Source organism: Pseudomonas sp. SWI44, from assembly GCF_002947915.1.
GTDB lineage: Bacteria > Pseudomonadota > Gammaproteobacteria > Pseudomonadales > Pseudomonadaceae > Aquipseudomonas > Aquipseudomonas taiwanensis.
The window spans coordinates 4,977,305-4,993,993 of the sequence record NZ_CP026674.1 but is presented as its reverse complement, the minus strand read 5'-3'; the positions used below and the strand labels follow the sequence as shown (position 1 = coordinate 4,993,993).

Sequence of the window (16,689 nt, the reverse complement as noted above, 5' to 3'; positions counted from 1 at the left end):
TCATAAACTGGATCCCATGCGCGTGACGCGTACAATGCGCACCAGAATGGCTCACTCGCTGTGTCCGTTCTTCAACGGGCCTCACAATTTTCAACCCGAGGTTGAGTTGCCTGGCATCGGCCACACGGATGTACAGACGGACTCGTCTTCAGACCTGATCCGCGCCGAAATTGAAAATGCCGAGCCCATCTTGAAAGCGTTGGACGCAAGACTGGAAGCGGTTGAATTCGACCCGCTTTTGGCATCATGCGTGGATGCCGCCTCTGCTGAGGTCGTTCAGGCCACGAGCCATGGGGCTCGGGGGCGATGAGATCTTTAATTACCCGCCCTTTCTCGTATTTTTTTGGAGCCACTGTAGCCCTGCGTTGGTCGAACCATCAGTGCCGGAGAGATGCCACCGGCTGTATTGTTTTGATGAGGAGGTTCATATGGATCTTGGAATAACAGGGCGTGTCGCGCTGATAACGGGCGCCAGTGGCGGGATAGGCCAGGCAACAGCGCGACTGTTGAGCGAAGAAGGTGTCCTGCTGGTACTGACCGATCGTGATGAAGGTGCCCTGCAGGCTGCGTTCGCCAACCTGCCCGGTGAACGGCTGTTGGTGGCGGCAGATGTCACAAACCAGCAAGCCGTAAACCAGGTGGTGGCTGATGGCGAATCACTCTTCGGTAAAATCGATATCGTCGTACACACTGCCGGGGTTACCGGTGCCAAAGGCGATCCTCTCGAGCTTTCTGACGCTGACTACGAAGAGGCTTGGCAAACTGACTTCTTCTCCTCGGTGCGCGTAGCACGGGCCACCATTCCGCGCATGCGCTCACGCGGATGGGGGCGGTTTGTGTGTATCACCTCGGAAAACGCCGCGCAGCCGTACTACGATGAGGCCGTGTACAACGTTGCCAAGGCTGCCCTCGCTGCGTGGGTGAAGAACCTCTCGTACAAGGAAGCTGAGCATGGCGTGCTATGCAACACCGTGGCTCCCGCGTTCATCGAAACTGGAATGACCAATGACATGATGCGCAAGCGAGCCGAGAAGCTCGGCGTCTCTTTTGAGCAAGCGGTTGAGAGTTTTCTTAAGGAAGAGCGGCCCGGCATCGTGCAGCAGCGCCGAGGTCAGCCTGAGGAAGTTGCGGCGGTGATCGCGCTGCTGGTCTCGCACCGTGGGTCTTTCATAAACGGCAGCAATGTTCGCGTGGATGGCGGGTCAGTACAAGCGGTGCAGCAATAGCCATTTATAGAAAGCTGCAAATAGGCCTGCACTTTGCTATCGCTGAATTGGGAACGTCCCGCTGCCGAAACAGTCTAATGGGTGTCCAGCTATTTGGCAGATCGCGGCCACAGCCTTAGGACTACTGAGCTCCGGCAATCAAGGCCCATGATGAACAGCAGCCTGAATTCATTTCGCCTGGAGGGCGATATCGTCGTGGTCGAGGACGATCCATTGCTCAGAAGGCTCATGGGGGACATCCTTGCCGATCTCAGCGACACTTGTCACAGCTTCCAGAACTGTGACGATGCGCTGGTTTATCTTTTGCAATCGGGGGGTTGCGCTGCTGTGGTGGCTGATCACGATGTTCCGGGGCAGCTCCACGGCGCGGAATTTCTGGGCATGGTCGCGGAAAAACGGCCGGGGACGGCGACGGTTTTGATGAGTGGCTTCGCTCTGGAGGACATTCCGGTGAAACCTGGAATCGTCTGCCTGGCCAAACCATGGTCAGCCGAGAGCCTGATCAGGGCGCTCGAATCGTTTGCAGAACCGGTCACTGATACTTGAGTGTCAGGAGGCGACTGTGGATCAGTGGCACCGAAAATACCTTGGTAGTGGTGCTCAGGTTTACGCTTCTTTACGCAAACTGCGCGAGCTTCGATACCAACTTGACCGCCAAGTGCCACCCGACCGTAGTTTCATTCAGGCGGTTCTCGCACGCCTGTCCAGCGCCTCACTCGTCCTCCGGCTCATCATCAGCATCGTCGTCGGAAGGCTCAGCGCGGCCTTTCCGATTCTTGGCGGGGTCGTTGACGAAAGGCACGCGATCAGGACCTTGTTCTTCCAAACCTTCTGTTTGTGGTTGCATAGTTGTTGCTCCTGATCAAGACGGCATGAGGAGATCAGCCGAAGCATCGTTTAGCGTTTCCGCTGCTTCACGCATGAATATCTCCACGGTTTTGGGCCCTACCCCTTCAAAGCTTAGTAGCCACTGCTCGAAGTCGGCGACCCGGTGAACCCCAGTGCCCAACGCACGGAGTTGTGGTTGCAGTTCCTCGCTAACGCGTTGGCCCAATACCCGCAAACGCCTCGCGGTGGATTCGTCGTATCGCGCATAGCCGGCCTCGCCCAACCACCTGACGAGCTGGGCATGACTGCGCTTGGCTAATTGTTCAGGCGTGCCCACCCTCTCCTGGTCGACCAGCCGATGAAAAGCCTTCACCGCCACGGAGGTGCGAATCCGCTTGCCGATCAGAAAACTGGCCAGCAGCCATTTAAACAGGCCGTTGCCCCCAGGCTCGTTGATATCGATGCCCAAGTCCGCGGCAGTGATGGCGATCATGTTTGCCCCTGCATGAGAAAGCGGGTCAGGCACTTTGCACAGGCCTCTATACCTGCCGGCAACACTACCTCGAAGCCATGGGTGTTCTCGGTGGGGATGGCGATACAACCCGCCCGGCCAAGGGCACCTACTGCCAATATCGCACTGGCGTCAGAGGTGAAATCCACCAGCAACGCCGATTGCGGCGTGTAGCAAGCCTGTTGCGTGGCGGCAATCAATGCATCGGTGACCGAACGGGTGTAATGACCTTTTTCATCACCAACGACGACGATGGGGTTTTCCGATAGCTCGGTGCCATACTCCGTTGCAATTGGGCCGACTTCCACCGCAACGGCGGTGCGACATGGCAAATGGTGTGCTGCAAACAGTGCCCCTGCGTTGGTTTCCTCTTCCATGGTGGTGAAAGCAAAGTAAGTGTCCTGGGGCAAGCGGCTTCGCGTTCGGGCAACCATGGCAGCCGCTTGCAGGACTGCTGTCACGGGTGCGCGGTCATCCATGAAGTGCGCGCCAATGGCATCCTGAAAGTAAAACGGCTTGCGCCAGTGCTGACTGAGCACCACTCGGGTGCCAGCTCGAATGCCTTGTTCCTCCAATTGCCTGCGGCTTTGACGGGTGACCACGTGCACGTCCCGCCAGTGCACATTGCCATCCTGAACGTCGGCGCCCTGAGGCGATTGCCGAGTCAAATGCATGCTGCCAAACGACAGCACGCCGGGCAGCACGGCGGCGCCGCCCAGAATATCGACCGGGCACATGCCGAAGTTGACCGGGTTGGCGCCGCCCAGTGCGGTGACCTGCAATGAACCATCGACGTTGATGGTGCGGACTGCCATGGCGATTTCGTCCAGATGCGCCATGATCAGCATGCCGGATCGCGCGGCCTGGGCCTGTTCGGTGGGAGCGTTGTCCGCGCGAATCAGCCCGATCAGGTTTCCTGCATCATCGACCCAGGTTTCATCGCAATACTCGCGCAGTTCGCGCTCGCATATCACCCGCACCTCTTCCTCTTCGCCCCCGGGGGCTCTGGCGTGCAGCAGTTCTTCAAGCAGTTGCGTAGGATGCATCATGGCTCCTTGAGTTGCCTTTACCTTCCGGAAAGCGAGCCCGCCACCGGCAATTGGGTACTCAGGGCTGCCCGGCTCCCCCTGAGGCACCGAACACCTGACCGGTCACATAGGTGGACTGATCCGACGCCAGTTGCACGTACAGCAAGGCGATTTCCGTCGGCTGGCCTGGCCGTTTGGGCGGTGTGTCACTAGCAAACTTGAAGGCGCGGCAAATCCGACTGCGGCGGTTATGGCAGCACCTTGAAGCAGGTAGCGGCGCGAGGGCTTGAAGTCTTCCATGAAAGTGCTCCTGACATTTCGGAGTTACTGGTTGGCTTTGCCTGGCTCGCCAGCCGGGGTGGCCTCACCAGTGGGCGCATTCGGCTTTTGCATTTGCACGGAAGCCTTGCCGCGGTCAGCGCCCTGGGCAGGATGATCGGTTTCATTGAAGCAGCCATGCAGCATGAACACGCAGCAGGCCAGACCGATCAGTCGAGTGGTTTTCATGATGGGGTCTCCTTGGTAAGCCGTTACCAAAAGGGAGAGCCGCACGGGCTTGAAAGTTCAGCTCAATTGCAGTGCGTGGTTGGCCCTGGCCCCTGCGCGCCCAACGGCCCGCTGGTCGAGGTAGACCAAGATCCGACTCAACTTTTGCCTCGCTTCAGGGTTCTCAAGCGCATACCCGCTGCAAGTTCCAGGAGACCCGAAGTATGCGCAACTATTCAAAACCGCCTTTCCCCAGCCAGCCTCGAGCAGTACCGGGATCGCAACGCAAAATGGACCCGGTGCCCGGCTGCGGCGTGGCGGTCGCTTTTGCGCGTAAGGGCGCGGACGTTGCTGTCGCTTATCTGGACGAACATGAAGACGCGCGAGAGACCGCGCGTTGGGTGGAAGTCGCGCCGATTGATGTCCAGCTGGTCTCGGAACAAGGTACCTGTATCTCCGGCACCGGCTACGGTATTACCGGCGGCAAGCCGATCCTATGATCGACTGGGTGCAGTGGCCGGCGATGGCGGTCACCATTTTTGCCGCCTGGTTCACCGGTTCTACTCAAGCCAGGCGGCGGATCATCGGTTTTTGGTGTTTCATACTCAGCAATGCACTCTGGGTGATTTGGGGCTGGCATGATCATGCCTACGCGCTGATCGCGCTGGAGGTGGCGCTGGGAGCAATGAACTTACGAGGGTTCAAGAAAAATCTGGGCATGCGCCAGGATGGGGATAAAGACGCAAGCCGACGCTAAGTATGCCTTTCAAACAACGGTATATCCCCGCTGGTAGAGTCGAAGTCCGGGCTGGGAGCGGGATTGCCAACACTCCCTTTTTCGGGAGGTTAGGTGGATCATCCTTGGGCCAGTTGCTGCCTGTCGCTTCTGGCCGCTATCGGCCGAAAGTGGCCTGTTTTCGAACCTGATTGCCACACTGCCCCGGCACATCGGTGAAACCCGGGCCGCCGCCCACGGCCTGCGCGTGCACAATTGCCCGGTGGCCATAGAAGGCTTTTCAGTCAAACAGAACTGGCATGCCCGCTATTACCTGGACACCGGAAACCGCTGGCTGCGCACAGTGCTGGTGAAGGTGTTCAAAACGCACGCCTGAAGCTGCTCAACGTTTATTGAATGGCCGCCAGCGCGTCCGCCACCACCTTCAAATCAAGCTCGCCATCGGGCGTGCTGACGGCCACCGAACCAATCACCACGCCGTTGTAACGAATAGGCTCGCCCCCCGGCAGAGGCGCCATGCCGGGTACTGCCACGGTCACCAGCTTGTTCTGGTTGAGCATCTTGTAGAAGGTGTTGGTGGTCTCCTGGAACCGAGCCGCGGTCCTCACCTTGGCTTCGGCGGACTCCAGGCAATCAGGGGCCGAGCCTTCTTGACGCTGCATGAACAGCAATTGGCCGTCGGCGTCGGCCACGGCAATGCAGCCCTTGGTGTGGTTCAGCGCCATGGACTTCTTCGCCGCGTCGACGATCTTCTGCACGTCGCTGTCCTGCAGCACCGGTACGGTGGTGATGGCGCTGGCCTCAGTGGCAAAGCCGGTGAGCAGGAGCGCTGCTGCCACGGCTGCGGCGGTTTTTTTACACAGAGTTTTCATTGGTCATCTCTTTCTAATCGATACAGTGGCGTGTCGCGGGTGCAACGTCGCGGGATCGTAAAGCAGCCACATCTGGGTGCATTTAAATAATTGACGGGTTCACGTCAGCGCGGCGCGGTTGGTGCAGCAGCGCACCAGCCATCCAGGCAGCACGCCTTTGGACAACAGCCAACCATCGATGGAAAACTTCCCTGCCCCCGTCATCATCACGGAGCCAAACACCACCAGCAGCATCATCACGTATTCCCAGCCACCGCCGCCTGGCGATGCCCAGGCGTAACCGCGCGTCCACTCGCCGCCAAAGCCTAGGGTGGCCACCAGGAAATAGACCACGCTGAGCAGTGCACCCAGCCGGGCGAACAGGCCCAAGCCAACGCTGATGGCTGAGGCCAGCTCGATCAGCCCGCCCAGCACCACAAACAGTCCGGCGCCGTGGGTAATGCCGAACCCTTGGAAGCCGTGCTCCAGGGTGTGGAACGAGCCCAGCCCGGCAAACAGTTTTTCCGTGGCATGGCCCAATTCGTTCAGGCCGAAGCAGAGCCGCACCAGGGTCATCTGCCACAGCAACGTGGCCAGCCAGGCGCCTTGTCGGGCTTGATTGCGACGCCAGTCGCTAGCCATGCAGTCAATGAACTGCAGCACCAGCACCACGGCGGCCAGGCTGGCCACCCCCATCAATATCAGCGCACCATTCATGGCCGCCACCCGCCAGGCGATGAGAAAGCTGAGCAGGGAAATCAGGTAGCCCAGGGTGAACACCCGTGGCGTCAGCCACAGCGCCGACACCAGTGCCAGCCCTGACCACAGGGCGGCCGACCAGGCGGCAAAATCGGGCAACGAGCCGTTGCCCCAACCGCAGTACAGCGCCGCTAGCCAGGTGGCCGCCAGGGCCAGCCGAGCCAGGGCCAACGGCACATGCGACGGCGCGAGCAGGCGGTAATCGCCAGCGCTGACGCCGTCGACGAAGCCGGCGAAGAATAGAGGTTTGTTCATGACTGCACCTGCTTGAAAAAGACAGCCGACAATGGCCGCCCGACACCGTTGTCGGGCGGCCTCTGGCTCAGTTGAAAGTGGCAGATACGTCTTCGGCGAGCTTCTGCTCGGTCAGGTCGGTGTCACCGCTGATGCCGACACTGCCCACTACCCCGCCGCCGTGCTTGAGCACCACCCCGCCCACCGCCGGCAGGATGCCGGGAATGGTGCCGATGGCCAGGTTTTCCTTGCGGGCCAGGTCATAGAAGGTAATGGTGTTGATGGCAAAACGTGCGGCCGAGGTGGCCTTGGCAATCGAGGCGTCCACACAGCCCGCGTAGGCCCCTTGCATGCGCGTGAAGGCCAGCAGGTGGCCGTCGGCGTCGGTGACTGCGATGCAGATTTTCATGTGCCGTTCAGCAGCCAGTTGGGTGGCTTTCTCCGCCAGTTGCAGGGCCGCAGCGGTGGAGACGTTGGGTTGGGAGACCACCGACTCGACCGTCGCCGCGTGGGCGAATGCTGGAAACAGCAGAGCAAGGGACATGGCAGCACAAGGTACGAAGGTTTTCATCATGAAGCATCTCTATGGGTTGAGATCAATCTGTAGCCACTGCCACTAGGCTGCGCAGGCCCTTGAGTACACTGGAACTCTCCAGCGAGGCACAGGGCCGGCGCAGCCTGGCGGCAGCGGCTACAGGGATAGCGCAGCGCCTGTAAGGGCAGGCACTTTTTCTTGCCCGCCCAAGCCGGCAGGCAACGGTACTTTGAAAATTTTGAACGGCAGTTGCAGCGCGCTTTTGCCGCCTGGCCCGCGGTTGGCGGCCATGCGCGCGCTTTGCGGCACAGGGATGTACAGCTCGCGCTGGTGGGAGATAAACAGCGCATCCGGATTCCACAGCCGCGGGTCCTCGACCACCACGCGCAGGGTGCCGTCGGGCGCCAGCACGGTCACCCGCGGTTTGTCGTATTCGGCCAGGTACAGGTTGCCGGCACTGTCGATGCCCGTGCCCGTCAACGGGCCTGTGTCGTAGACGAACTGCACCTGCGCGCCCAGGGCTTGCTCGCTTAGCCGGGCGTCACGCAGGCCAGCGGTGGGCACGCGCCACAACGGGCCGCTCAGCGCCTGGTAATACAGCCATTTGCCGTCGGGGCTGATCTCGATGGGGTCCGAGTGCACCTGGTGGTCGCTGCCATCGGGCATCAGCAGCGGCTGGCCGTCCTCGCCGAAAGGGCGGCGCTCGGGCAGCATCTTGGTGGAAGGGTGATCGGCCAGGCGGCGCAACGAAGCGCCCGTGCGCAGGTTGATGACAATGATCGCCCCCAACCCCGAATCGGTGACGTAGGCATGCTCGCTGTCCAGGCGCAGGTCATTGAGGTTGGCACCGGCCGGCAGCACATGCTCGGGCAGCGTGATGCTGCGCAACAGCTTGCCGTTGCGGGAGTCGAACTGCAGGATCTTCTGCGCCGGGTTGATGCCCTTGGGGCCGGCGTCCTCACCCTGGTCAATGGCCCACAGGGTGTCGTCGTCGAAGATATGAATGGTGTTGATCTTCACCAGCGCCTGGGCACTGGGCTTGCCCGGCGCCCAGGCGTTCCAGTCGCCACCGGGGAACGGCTTGAGGCTGCCATCCTTTAGCACCTCGGCGATGGACGGGGTGCGCTCGAAGCCGGGCCAGCGCGGCAGGCCCACGAATAGGCGCCCGTCGGAGGTCAGCGCCACGGCATTGCACAGCCAGTCCAGGCTGGCTACTTCGGTCAGCGGCTGGCCAGCCCGCAGCAACGCAGCGGCCTGGGCCAAGGGGCCATCGGCCAGGGCAAAGGCGCCGCCGGCGAGCAGCGAGGCACGGCAGAAATGTCGTCGATTCAGCATCTTTTTTATTTTCCTTGTGGGATGAAACGTGAAATCAGCGTGCCGGCGCCGCCTGCAGCCTCTCCTCGGGCACGGTGGACGCAGGCTCGTCGGGCCGCTGCAACGGGCCGACGATAAACAGGTAACTGACCAACGCCCCCGCCGCGTTCAGCGCCACGTAGATCAACGCGCCGTTGAACGAGCCCATGGCCTGCACCATGTAGCCGATCACCACCGGGGTGACGATGCCGGCCAGGCTGCCGAAGGTGTTGAAGATGGCGCCGTTCATGCCCGCGCTGCGCTTGGGCGAGACGTCGGCGATAATTGCCCAGCCCAGGGCGCCCATGCCCTTGCCGAAGAACGCCAGGGCCATGAACACCACAACCAGCAGGTCGGTCTGCACGTAGTTGCAGAGGATCATGCTCATGGACAGGGCCATGCCGATGAAGATCGGCAGCTTACGAGCCAAGGTCAGCGACAGGCCCTTGCGCAGCATCCAGTCCGAGACCAGCCCACCGCTGATGCCACCGATGAAGCCGAAGATCGCCGGCACCGCCGCCAACAGCCCGGCGTTGAGGATCGACAGGCCACGCTGCTGCACCAGGTACACCGGGAACCAGGTCAGGAAGAAGAACGTCAGGGTGCTGATACAGAACTGCGCCAGGTAAATGCCCAGGAACATGCGCTGGCCCAACAATGCCCGGGCGCTGGCCCAGGTCTGGCGCCAACCGTCCGCCTTGCCGGCCTGCGCAGGCTTTTCCCGCAGGCTGGCGCCGCCGTTGCGCAAGGTGTCCAGCTCCACCGCGCTCAAGGCCGGGTGCTCAACGGGCGCCTTGATGCGGGCAATGAACACGATGCCAATGGCCACCCCGGCCACGCCCATCACATAAAAAATCCACGGCCACCCCCAACGGGTAGAGATCCACGCCAGCAGCGGCGTGAACACCACGGCGGCGAAGTACTGCGAGGCGTTGAAGATCGACGTCGCCGTGCCGCGCTCGGCGGGCGGGAACCACATCGAGACGATCTTGCTGTTGGCCGGAAAGCACGGCGCCTCGGCCACCCCGACCAGGAAACGCAGAGCAAACACCGCGAAGAACGCCACGGCCACCGGCATCACCGCGACACTGCCGATGGCGGCGGTCAGCACGGACCAGGCGATGATCGCCACGCCCAGTACTTTGATGCTGCCGAAGCGGTCGATGGCCAGGCCACCCGGCAACTGCAGCAGCATGTAGGCCCAGGCGAAGGCCGAGAACAGCCAGCCCATCTCGCCGTGGCTCAGGCCCAGTTCCTGGGACACGCTGGCCCCGGCCACCGACAGCGTGGCGCGGTCGCCCTGGTTGACCAGCATCATGATGAACAGCAGCGCGATCACTTCGTAGCGGCGGTGCTGGGCGATGAAACGGCGAAGAGAATCTATTTTTTTCATTGTGTTCTCGATCCCGGAAAGTAGTGGTCAGGTCAGCGGCGTGTTTCCCGGATGATGGCGTCGGGACGCTGCTTGACCTCGGGGCGCAGCGCGGTGCCCAACCCCGGCCGGGTGGGCGCGGCGGCGAAACCGGCGGTGATCTGCGGCAAATGGGTGACCAACTCGCCGTACCAGGTGGACAGCGACGCCCGCACCACTTCCTGCAGCACCGCCGTGGGCGCATGCAGGCCCAGTTGCAGGCCGGCGAACAGCGCGACCGGGCCCGTGCAGTCGTGGGGTGCCAACGGCTTGTTGTAGGCCTGGGCCAGGGCGGCGATCTTGCGTGCTTCGGTGAAGCCGCCGCACCACACCAGGTCCAGCATCAGGTAATCCAGGCTGCCGGCGTTGAGCAGGTCGCGGTAGGCCACGCTGCCGCCCAGGGTTTCGCTGGCGCAGATCGGCACCTGGGTACGGTTGCGCAGGTCGGCCAAGGCTTGGGCGTCGTCCATCTTGCACAGCGGGTCTTCGACCCAGTACACGTCGAATGCCTCCAGCGCCTGGCAAATGCGCAAGGCCGCCGTGCTGTCCCACAGGCTGTGCAGCTCGCACATGATCTCGATGCGGTCACCCACTGCCTCGCGTATCTGGCGGAAGGCTTCGCAGCCCTGGCGTACCTCGGCCAGGCTGATGCTGTTGGCGCCGGCCTGGCGGGCAAAGCGGTCGAACGGCCAGATTTTCATGGCCGTGTAGCCCTCTTCCACCAGGCTCGCCGCCAGGGCACCGGCGTCGCGGCTGAAGGCCAACTGATCGTCATACGGGCCTTGGGCGCAATCCGCTGCACTGATCTCGCGGCGCGCGCCCTGCTGGGTGTTGAACTCGTAACCGGCGCAGGTGTTGTAGACACGGATGCTGTCGCGGCAGGCGCCGCCCAGGGCTTCGTGGATGGGAATGCCATGGCGCTGGCCCTTGAGGTCCCACAGGGCAATATCCACCGCGCTGGCTGCTCGGATCTCGGCGCTGGCGCTGTGATAGCCGACATAGGGGGTAGTTAGTTCCAGCGAGATGGCTTCGATCTGGCGTGAATTACGACCGATCAGTCCAGGGGCGATCAGTTCATGCATAGCCGCTTCCACGGTGGCGGCGCCACGAAAGGTTTCGCCGAGGCCGATCAGGCCTTCGTCGGTTTCGATCTCAAGCCAGATCAGCTTGGGGCGTTGGGGCAGGCGTAGCGTTCTTACACAGGTGATGGTCGACATTTGTTGTTATCCCAAGACTGCTTCAGGGGTAATGGTATCGTTACCATTTGTGCTTTAAACGCTAGGGCGCGCGGATTTCAAATACAAGCGCAGAATTCGAAAGTGACGGGAAAACGTCAAAATGATGGTGGTGGGACCCTGTAGCCGCTGCCGTCAGGCTGCGCTGGCCCGAGTGAACACCCCAGATCTGAGGCGTGGCATAGGGCCTGCGCAGCCTGGCGGCAGCGGCTACAGGCGTCGGTTGCGGTTACGCGGTGGTGGTGTCGCGCTGTATCAGGGTGAAGCCGATGTCGGTTACCTGACCACCGCTGCCCTGCCCCTGCAAGCGATCCAGCAGCATCTGCGCCGCCGTCTCGCCCATCAGCGCGCCATCGATGCGCACCGTGGAGAGCGCCGGAAAGGTGTGGGCAGCAAAGCTCATGTCGCCAAACCCCATGACCGCAAGTTGCTCCGGCACCCGGATGCCGCGCGCCGCTGCTTCGGTGAGCACGCCGTGGGCGATGGTGTCCGAGGTGCACACCACCGCCAGCGGCGCGCCGGGCTCGGTTTGCTGCTGCCACAACGCACCCAGGCCCATCCGCCCCATGGCCAGGGTCGGCGAACCGGGGTAGATCTGCCGCCGCACCGCGCCCACGCCCTGCTCCGCCAGCGTGCGGGTGAAGCTTTCGGCGCGGCGCAGCCCGCGAGGATCGTCCACCGCCAGCAGGGCGAACTGCCGGTAGCCCTGGGCGAACAACTGCAGCGCCACCGCCCGGCCCGCCTGCTCGTGGGAAAAGCCCACCAGCATGTCGATGGGCTCGGGAGTCAGGTCCCAGGTCTCCACCACCGGCACCCGCGCCGCACGCAGGCGATTGCGGCTGGCCGGTGTGTGCAGCGTGCCGGTCAGGATGATGCCGTCGGGCCGGCGACTGAGGATCACCTCCAGCAGTTCCTGTTCGTGCTCGCGCTCATACCCCGATACCCCCAGCAGCACCTGGTAACCGGCCTGGGCGAGGCGGTCGTTGATGGCCTGGAACGTGTCGGAAAAGATCGGGTTGGTGACCATCGGCATCACCACCGCCACCAGCCGGCTGCGGTTGGAGCGCAGTGCGCCGGCCAGGCGGTTCTGCACATAGCCGGTCTGTTCGATGGCGCGCTGCACCTTCAGGCGCGTGGCGCTGCGCACGGTGTCGGGTTGATTGAGGCAGCGCGACACGGTCATGGGCGCCACCCCCGCCAGCCGCGCCACGTCGCTGAGCGTCACCGCACCGCGAGGGGTGTCGTTATTGTCGGGTGGCAGGCCGGCCATGGTGTCCTCTCAGCAAGGGTCGTGGGCCGGATGCTACCAGTGTGCCTGCCCCAGGGCGAGGCTGGTGGCGCACGCAGGCCTTGAGGGGAAAGCGTCAAAGAGTTAGTGGCGTGGTGATATGCCGCACCCCTAGACTCGCCCGCCGTGGCTGTTCCAACCCGTCTAGGACGGGCCTTGCGCGCAGCCCGACCTGCAGCGGCGTACTGCACCGTGAGACCTGAGGATAGAGCACATGAAACGAAGAGAGGCCTTGATATCGCTCGTGCAGCTGACTGCCCTGGGCGTGGCCGGCAGCGCAGGCGCCAGCGTCATCAGTTCCCGCACTCCGATGCCGGTAGGCACCCAGGCCGATGCCTTGCCCAGATTGCCGCGCAAAGGCGGCCTGGCCTACCTGACGCCTGAGGAGGCCAGAGAGGTGGCGGCCATTTTCGACCGCTTGATCCCTGAGGACGAGCTTGGCATTGGCGCCAGCCACGCGGGCTGCGTGGAATTTATCGACCGCGAGCTGGCCGGCGCCTTCGGCCAGGCGGCCAGTGTCTACCGCCTGGGGCCGATCGTGCCCGGCACCCCCGAACAAGGCCCGCAGTTCAAGCAGACGCCGGCCGAGCGCTACCGCAGCGGGCTCAAGGACCTGGGCGGGTACTGCCAGGCCCGCTACGGCAAGCCCTTCAGCGGCCTGGACGGCGATAGCCAGGACAGCCTTCTGCGCGATATGGAGAGCGGCGCGCTGAAGCTGCCCAACACCGGCACAGCCGACTTCTTCGCCCTGTTGCTGCAGAACGTGCGCGAAGGCTACCTCGCCGACCCGATGTACGGCGGCAACCGCGGCATGGTGGGCTGGAAGCTGATCGGCTTCCCCGGCGCGCGCTATGACTATCGCCCCTACATCCAGAAAAAAGGCGTGGCCCTGAACCTGGAACCGGTGAGCCTGCTCGACCGCGCCTGACCAGTAGCCGCTGCCGAAGGCTGCGCTGGCCAGTGTGAACCCTGAGGATCTTCAGCGAGGCTCAGGGCCAGCGCAGCCTGGCGGCACCGGCTACAACCCCTCATTTTTGCCAGCCGGGCACGGCGCCCGGCTGCGCGCGACAAAGGATTGACCCATGGCAAACGCAAGACCCAAAGCAGACGTGGTAGTGATCGGCCTGGGCTGGTCCGGCTCGGTCATCGCCGAAGAGTTGGCCCGGGCGGGCCTCAAGGTCGTCGCCATCGAGCGCGGCGCCTGGCGCGACACCGCCACCGACTTCCCGCCGTCGGTGGACACCGACGAACTGCGCTGGTCCACCCGCAAGGAAATCCTCCAGCCGCCGAAGCTGGAAACCTACACCTTTCGCAACAACGCCTCGCAGCAGGCATTGCCGGTGCGCGAGTGGAGCAACCTGACCCTGGGCTACAACGTCGGCGGCGCCGGCACCCACTGGGCGGCAGCCTCCTGGCGCTTCAACCCGTTCGACTTCCAGCCCTACAGCAAGACCGTGGAGCGTTACGGCAAGCAGCAACTGGTGCCCGGCCTGCAGGTGCAGGACTGGGGCATCACCTATGACGAACTGGAACCCTTTTACGACCGCTTCGAGCGCATTGCCGGCACCAGCGGCCAGGCCGGCGTGATCAACGGCAAGGTCATTCCCGGCGGCAACCCCTTCGAAGGCTCGCGCAGCCGCGACTTCCCCACCCCGCCCCTGGTGCCCAGCCGCTGGAACGACATTTTCACCCAGAAGACCACCGAGATGGGCCTGCACCCCTTCCCCGTGCCGGCGGGCACCATTTCGCGTGCCTACGTCAACGCCCTGGGTGTGCACATGGGCCCGTGCACCTACTGCGGTTACTGCCAGCTGTTTGGCTGCGGCAACTGGTCCAAGAGCAGCCCCAATGCTTGCGTGGTGCCGGCGCTGATGCGTCAGCCCACCTTCGAGGTGATGACCGACACCGAAGTGCTGCACATCAATAAGGCCGCCGACGGCAAGACCGCCACCGGCGTCAGCTTCGTGGGCAAGGACGGCGTGGTCGGCGAACAGCCGGCCGATATCGTCATTGTCGCCGCTTATCAGCTGGACAACGTGCGGCTGATGCTGCTGTCGGGCATCGGCCAGCCCTACGACCCGCGCACCAAACAAGGCGTGATCGGCCGCAACTACAGTTTCCAGACCCTGTCCTACGCCTACCTGTGGTTCGAGAACGAGCACCTCAACCCGTTCATCAACACCGGCTGCCTGGCCATCCAGGTCGACGACTTCAACGCCGACAACTTTGACCACTCGGGCCTTGGTTTCATCGGCGGCGCGGGCATCCAGTCGCTGTCCAACAACGGCCTGCCCATCGGCATGGCCGGGGTACTGCCCAAGGGCGCGCCGGGCTGGGGCAAGGGTTGGAAAAAAGCCTTCCAGCACAGCTACCAGAACTGGGCCATGGTGCAGGGCCAGGGCACCAGTTATTCCCACGAAGACGCGTATTTCGACCTCGACCCGGTGTACAAGGACAACTTCGGCCGCCCGCTGATGCGCATGACGTTCGACTACAACCTCAACGACAAGCGCTCCGGCGAGTTCGTGCGGCAAAAGTGTGAAACCATCGCCAAAGCGGTGGGCGGCACCCAGATCGAGTCGTACAACTTCGCCGCCGACCACTACACACCGTTCCGCGCCAACGACTCGTCGCACACCATCGGCGGCGTGGTGATGGGCACCGATCCGAAAACCAGCGCCTTGAACCGCTACCAGCAGAGCTGGGACGTGCACAACGTGTTCGTGCTGGGCGCCTCGTCGTTCCCCAACAACGGCGGCTTCAACCCCACCGTGACCATCGGCGCCCTGGCGCTGTGGACGGCCAAGGCGATCAAGGAACAGTACCTGCAAAACCCCGGCCCCCTGGTTCAGGCATAAGGACGCTCACCGATGAAAACCAAGATCATTGCAGGGCTGGTGATAGTCGCCGTGGCCGGTGTCGGCACGGCGCTGTACCTGAACGGCAGCACCCGTGCCGACGATGTCGCCGACAACCAGTTGCAAGCGGCTGACAGCGCCAAACCCGAGCTGCCCAGGTCAAGCACGGCGCCTACATTGCCGTGCAGGGCGACTGCGCGGCCTGCCACACCGCCCCCGGCGGCCAGGCATTTGCCGGTGGCTACGGCCTGCAGACACCGTTCGGCACCATCAACTCCACCAACATCACCCCCGACCGCGAGACCGGTATCGGCAACTGGACCGAGCGCGACTTCTTCCGCGCCGTGCGCCACGGCAAACGCCAGGACGGCGCCCTGCTGTACCCGGCCATGCCCTACAACGCCTACGTGCAGATGAGCGATAGCGACGTGCACGACCTATGGGCGTACATGCGCTCGCTGGCGCCCGTGCACCAGCCGGCGCAGCCAAATACCCTGGGTTTCCCCTACAACATTCGCCTGGCCATGCTGGGCTGGAACCTGCTGTTCTTCAAGAATCAAGGCTACGTGCCGGTGGTAGCGCAATCGGCGCAATGGAACCGGGGCCGTTACCTGGTCGAGGGCGCGGGCCACTGCGCCGCCTGCCACACGCCGAAGAACGCCTTGGGCGGCGACACCGGCGCCTATCTGCAAGGGGCCGATCTGCTGGGGGGGCATGCCCCGGAAATCACCAATGATCACCATCTGGGCCTGGGTAGCTGGAGTGCAGAGCAGATCCAGAGTTACCTCAAGGTCGGCAGCAACGACAAGGCTGTGGCCGCCGGTGCCATGGGCGAAGCCGTCGAGCATTCCACCCAGCACCTGAATGACGCTGACCTGGCCGATATCGCCCTGTACCTCAAGTCCCTGCAGGGGTCTGGCACCCAGGCACCGGCGGCACTGTCGGCGAAGGCCCCGTTGATGCAGCGTGGCGCCCAGGTGTACGAAAATAACTGCATGGCCTGTCACAACGTCCACGGCGAAGGCATCAATGGCATGGTGCCGGCGTTTGCCGACAACCCGGGCATGCGTGCAACCGGCGGTGCCAACCTGATCAGCGCAGTGCTCAAGGGCGGGCGCGCGGCGGCCACCGAAGGCAACATCACGGCGGCAGGCATGCCGTCCTTTGACTGGAAGCTCAACGACGACGACATCGCCGCCGTGCTGACGTACGTGCGCAACAGCTGGGGCAACGCCGCACCGGGCATCACGGCCGCACAGGTCGCCAAGGCCCGCACAGCGCAACCACTGGCCGCCGAGTAACCCGTAGCCGCTGCCGCCAGGCTGCGCTGGCCCCTGAGTACACTGGAAA

At 63.2% G+C, this 16,689-nt stretch carries 17 protein-coding genes and 3 pseudogenes; 8 read left to right on the top strand and 12 right to left on the bottom strand.

What is annotated here, in order from left to right; translation table 11 throughout:
• The first annotated feature begins 428 nt into the window (after positions 1-428).
• Together C4Q26_RS23645 and C4Q26_RS23640 are read left to right on the top strand one after the other, a co-directional pair.
• Entirely contained in the window at positions 429-1,226 is a 798-nt protein-coding gene (locus C4Q26_RS23645; RefSeq protein ID WP_104883647.1) for an SDR family NAD(P)-dependent oxidoreductase, read from the top strand.
• A gap of 147 nt (positions 1,227-1,373) precedes the next feature.
• Positions 1,374-1,772 (top strand): response regulator, encoded by a 399-nt coding sequence (locus tag C4Q26_RS23640; protein ID WP_104883646.1) that lies wholly within the window; start codon positions 1,374-1,376, stop codon positions 1,770-1,772.
• Positions 1,773-1,938: 166 nt separating this feature from the next.
• On the opposite strand, the gene C4Q26_RS28470 is transcribed toward C4Q26_RS23640, so the two are convergent.
• The 5 genes and pseudogenes from C4Q26_RS28470 to C4Q26_RS23625 all read right to left on the bottom strand — a co-directional run bounded on the left by C4Q26_RS28470 (position 1,939) and on the right by C4Q26_RS23625 (position 4,100).
• Positions 1,939-2,073 (bottom strand): hypothetical protein, encoded by a 135-nt coding sequence (locus C4Q26_RS28470; protein WP_256583312.1) that lies wholly within the window; start codon positions 2,071-2,073, stop codon positions 1,939-1,941.
• Positions 2,074-2,088: 15 nt separating this feature from the next.
• Positions 2,089-2,547, bottom strand: a complete 459-nt coding sequence (locus tag C4Q26_RS23635; RefSeq protein ID WP_104883645.1) for a DNA methylase — start codon at positions 2,545-2,547, stop codon at positions 2,089-2,091.
• Positions 2,544-3,611 (bottom strand): peptidase M42, encoded by a 1,068-nt coding sequence (locus C4Q26_RS23630; RefSeq protein ID WP_104883644.1) that lies wholly within the window; start codon positions 3,609-3,611, stop codon positions 2,544-2,546. The genes C4Q26_RS23635 and C4Q26_RS23630 overlap by 4 nt, the downstream gene beginning before the upstream one ends.
• Positions 3,612-3,672: 61 nt before the next feature.
• Positions 3,673-3,813, bottom strand: a pseudogene (locus C4Q26_RS27960) (SDR family oxidoreductase); the annotation flags it as partial.
• A gap of 104 nt (positions 3,814-3,917) precedes the next feature.
• Positions 3,918-4,100, bottom strand: coding sequence for a hypothetical protein (locus C4Q26_RS23625; RefSeq protein WP_104883643.1), 183 nt, complete (start codon positions 4,098-4,100; stop codon positions 3,918-3,920).
• A 203-nt stretch (positions 4,101-4,303) separates the two neighbouring features.
• Here C4Q26_RS23625 and C4Q26_RS23620 point away from each other — a divergent pair.
• From C4Q26_RS23620 to C4Q26_RS28465, 3 genes and pseudogenes are all read left to right on the top strand, one after another.
• A pseudogene (locus C4Q26_RS23620) lies at positions 4,304-4,492 on the top strand (NAD(P)-dependent oxidoreductase); the annotation flags it as partial.
• 83 nt (positions 4,493-4,575) lie between these two features.
• Positions 4,576-4,836, top strand: a complete 261-nt coding sequence (locus tag C4Q26_RS23615; protein ID WP_104883642.1) for a hypothetical protein — start codon at positions 4,576-4,578, stop codon at positions 4,834-4,836.
• A gap of 160 nt (positions 4,837-4,996) precedes the next feature.
• Positions 4,997-5,191, top strand: a pseudogene (locus tag C4Q26_RS28465) (LysR family transcriptional regulator); the annotation flags it as partial.
• A gap of 13 nt (positions 5,192-5,204) precedes the next feature.
• Here C4Q26_RS28465 and C4Q26_RS23605 read toward each other — a convergent pair.
• The 7 genes from C4Q26_RS23605 to C4Q26_RS23575 form a co-directional block, all read right to left on the bottom strand.
• Positions 5,205-5,687, bottom strand: coding sequence for a heme-binding protein (locus tag C4Q26_RS23605; protein WP_104883641.1), 483 nt, complete (start codon positions 5,685-5,687; stop codon positions 5,205-5,207).
• Between the two features lie 99 nt (positions 5,688-5,786).
• Positions 5,787-6,680 (bottom strand): DoxX family protein, encoded by an 894-nt coding sequence (locus C4Q26_RS23600; RefSeq protein ID WP_104883640.1) that lies wholly within the window; start codon positions 6,678-6,680, stop codon positions 5,787-5,789.
• A 67-nt stretch (positions 6,681-6,747) separates the two neighbouring features.
• Positions 6,748-7,203, bottom strand: coding sequence for a heme-binding protein (locus C4Q26_RS23595; protein ID WP_256583307.1), 456 nt, complete (start codon positions 7,201-7,203; stop codon positions 6,748-6,750).
• Between the two features lie 147 nt (positions 7,204-7,350).
• Positions 7,351-8,529, bottom strand: a complete 1,179-nt coding sequence (locus C4Q26_RS23590; RefSeq protein WP_104883639.1) for an SMP-30/gluconolactonase/LRE family protein — start codon at positions 8,527-8,529, stop codon at positions 7,351-7,353.
• Between the two features lie 34 nt (positions 8,530-8,563).
• A complete protein-coding gene (locus C4Q26_RS23585) occupies positions 8,564-9,940 on the bottom strand; it encodes an MFS transporter (protein ID WP_104883638.1) in 1,377 nt (458 codons plus the stop codon).
• Positions 9,941-9,972: 32 nt separating this feature from the next.
• Positions 9,973-11,175 carry a mandelate racemase/muconate lactonizing enzyme family protein gene (locus C4Q26_RS23580; protein WP_104883637.1) on the bottom strand — a complete coding sequence of 401 codons (1,203 nt, stop codon included), beginning with the start codon at positions 11,173-11,175 and terminating at the stop codon, positions 9,973-9,975.
• Between the two features lie 247 nt (positions 11,176-11,422).
• Positions 11,423-12,463, bottom strand: a complete 1,041-nt coding sequence (locus C4Q26_RS23575; protein WP_104883636.1) for a LacI family DNA-binding transcriptional regulator — start codon at positions 12,461-12,463, stop codon at positions 11,423-11,425.
• Positions 12,464-12,695: 232 nt separating this feature from the next.
• Here C4Q26_RS23575 and C4Q26_RS23570 point away from each other — a divergent pair, with 232 nt between their 5' ends.
• The 3 genes from C4Q26_RS23570 to C4Q26_RS23560 all read left to right on the top strand — a co-directional run bounded on the left by C4Q26_RS23570 (position 12,696) and on the right by C4Q26_RS23560 (position 16,640).
• The gene (locus C4Q26_RS23570; protein WP_104883635.1) at positions 12,696-13,409 is read left to right on the top strand and encodes a gluconate 2-dehydrogenase subunit 3 family protein; all 714 of its coding nucleotides are present in this window, start codon (positions 12,696-12,698) and stop codon (positions 13,407-13,409) included.
• 154 nt (positions 13,410-13,563) lie between these two features.
• Positions 13,564-15,339 (top strand): GMC family oxidoreductase, encoded by a 1,776-nt coding sequence (locus C4Q26_RS23565; RefSeq protein ID WP_104883634.1) that lies wholly within the window; start codon positions 13,564-13,566, stop codon positions 15,337-15,339.
• Between the two features lie 182 nt (positions 15,340-15,521).
• Positions 15,522-16,640, top strand: a complete 1,119-nt coding sequence (locus C4Q26_RS23560) for a cytochrome c (protein ID WP_218274780.1) — start codon at positions 15,522-15,524, stop codon at positions 16,638-16,640.
• Positions 16,641-16,689: the final 49 nt, after the last annotated feature.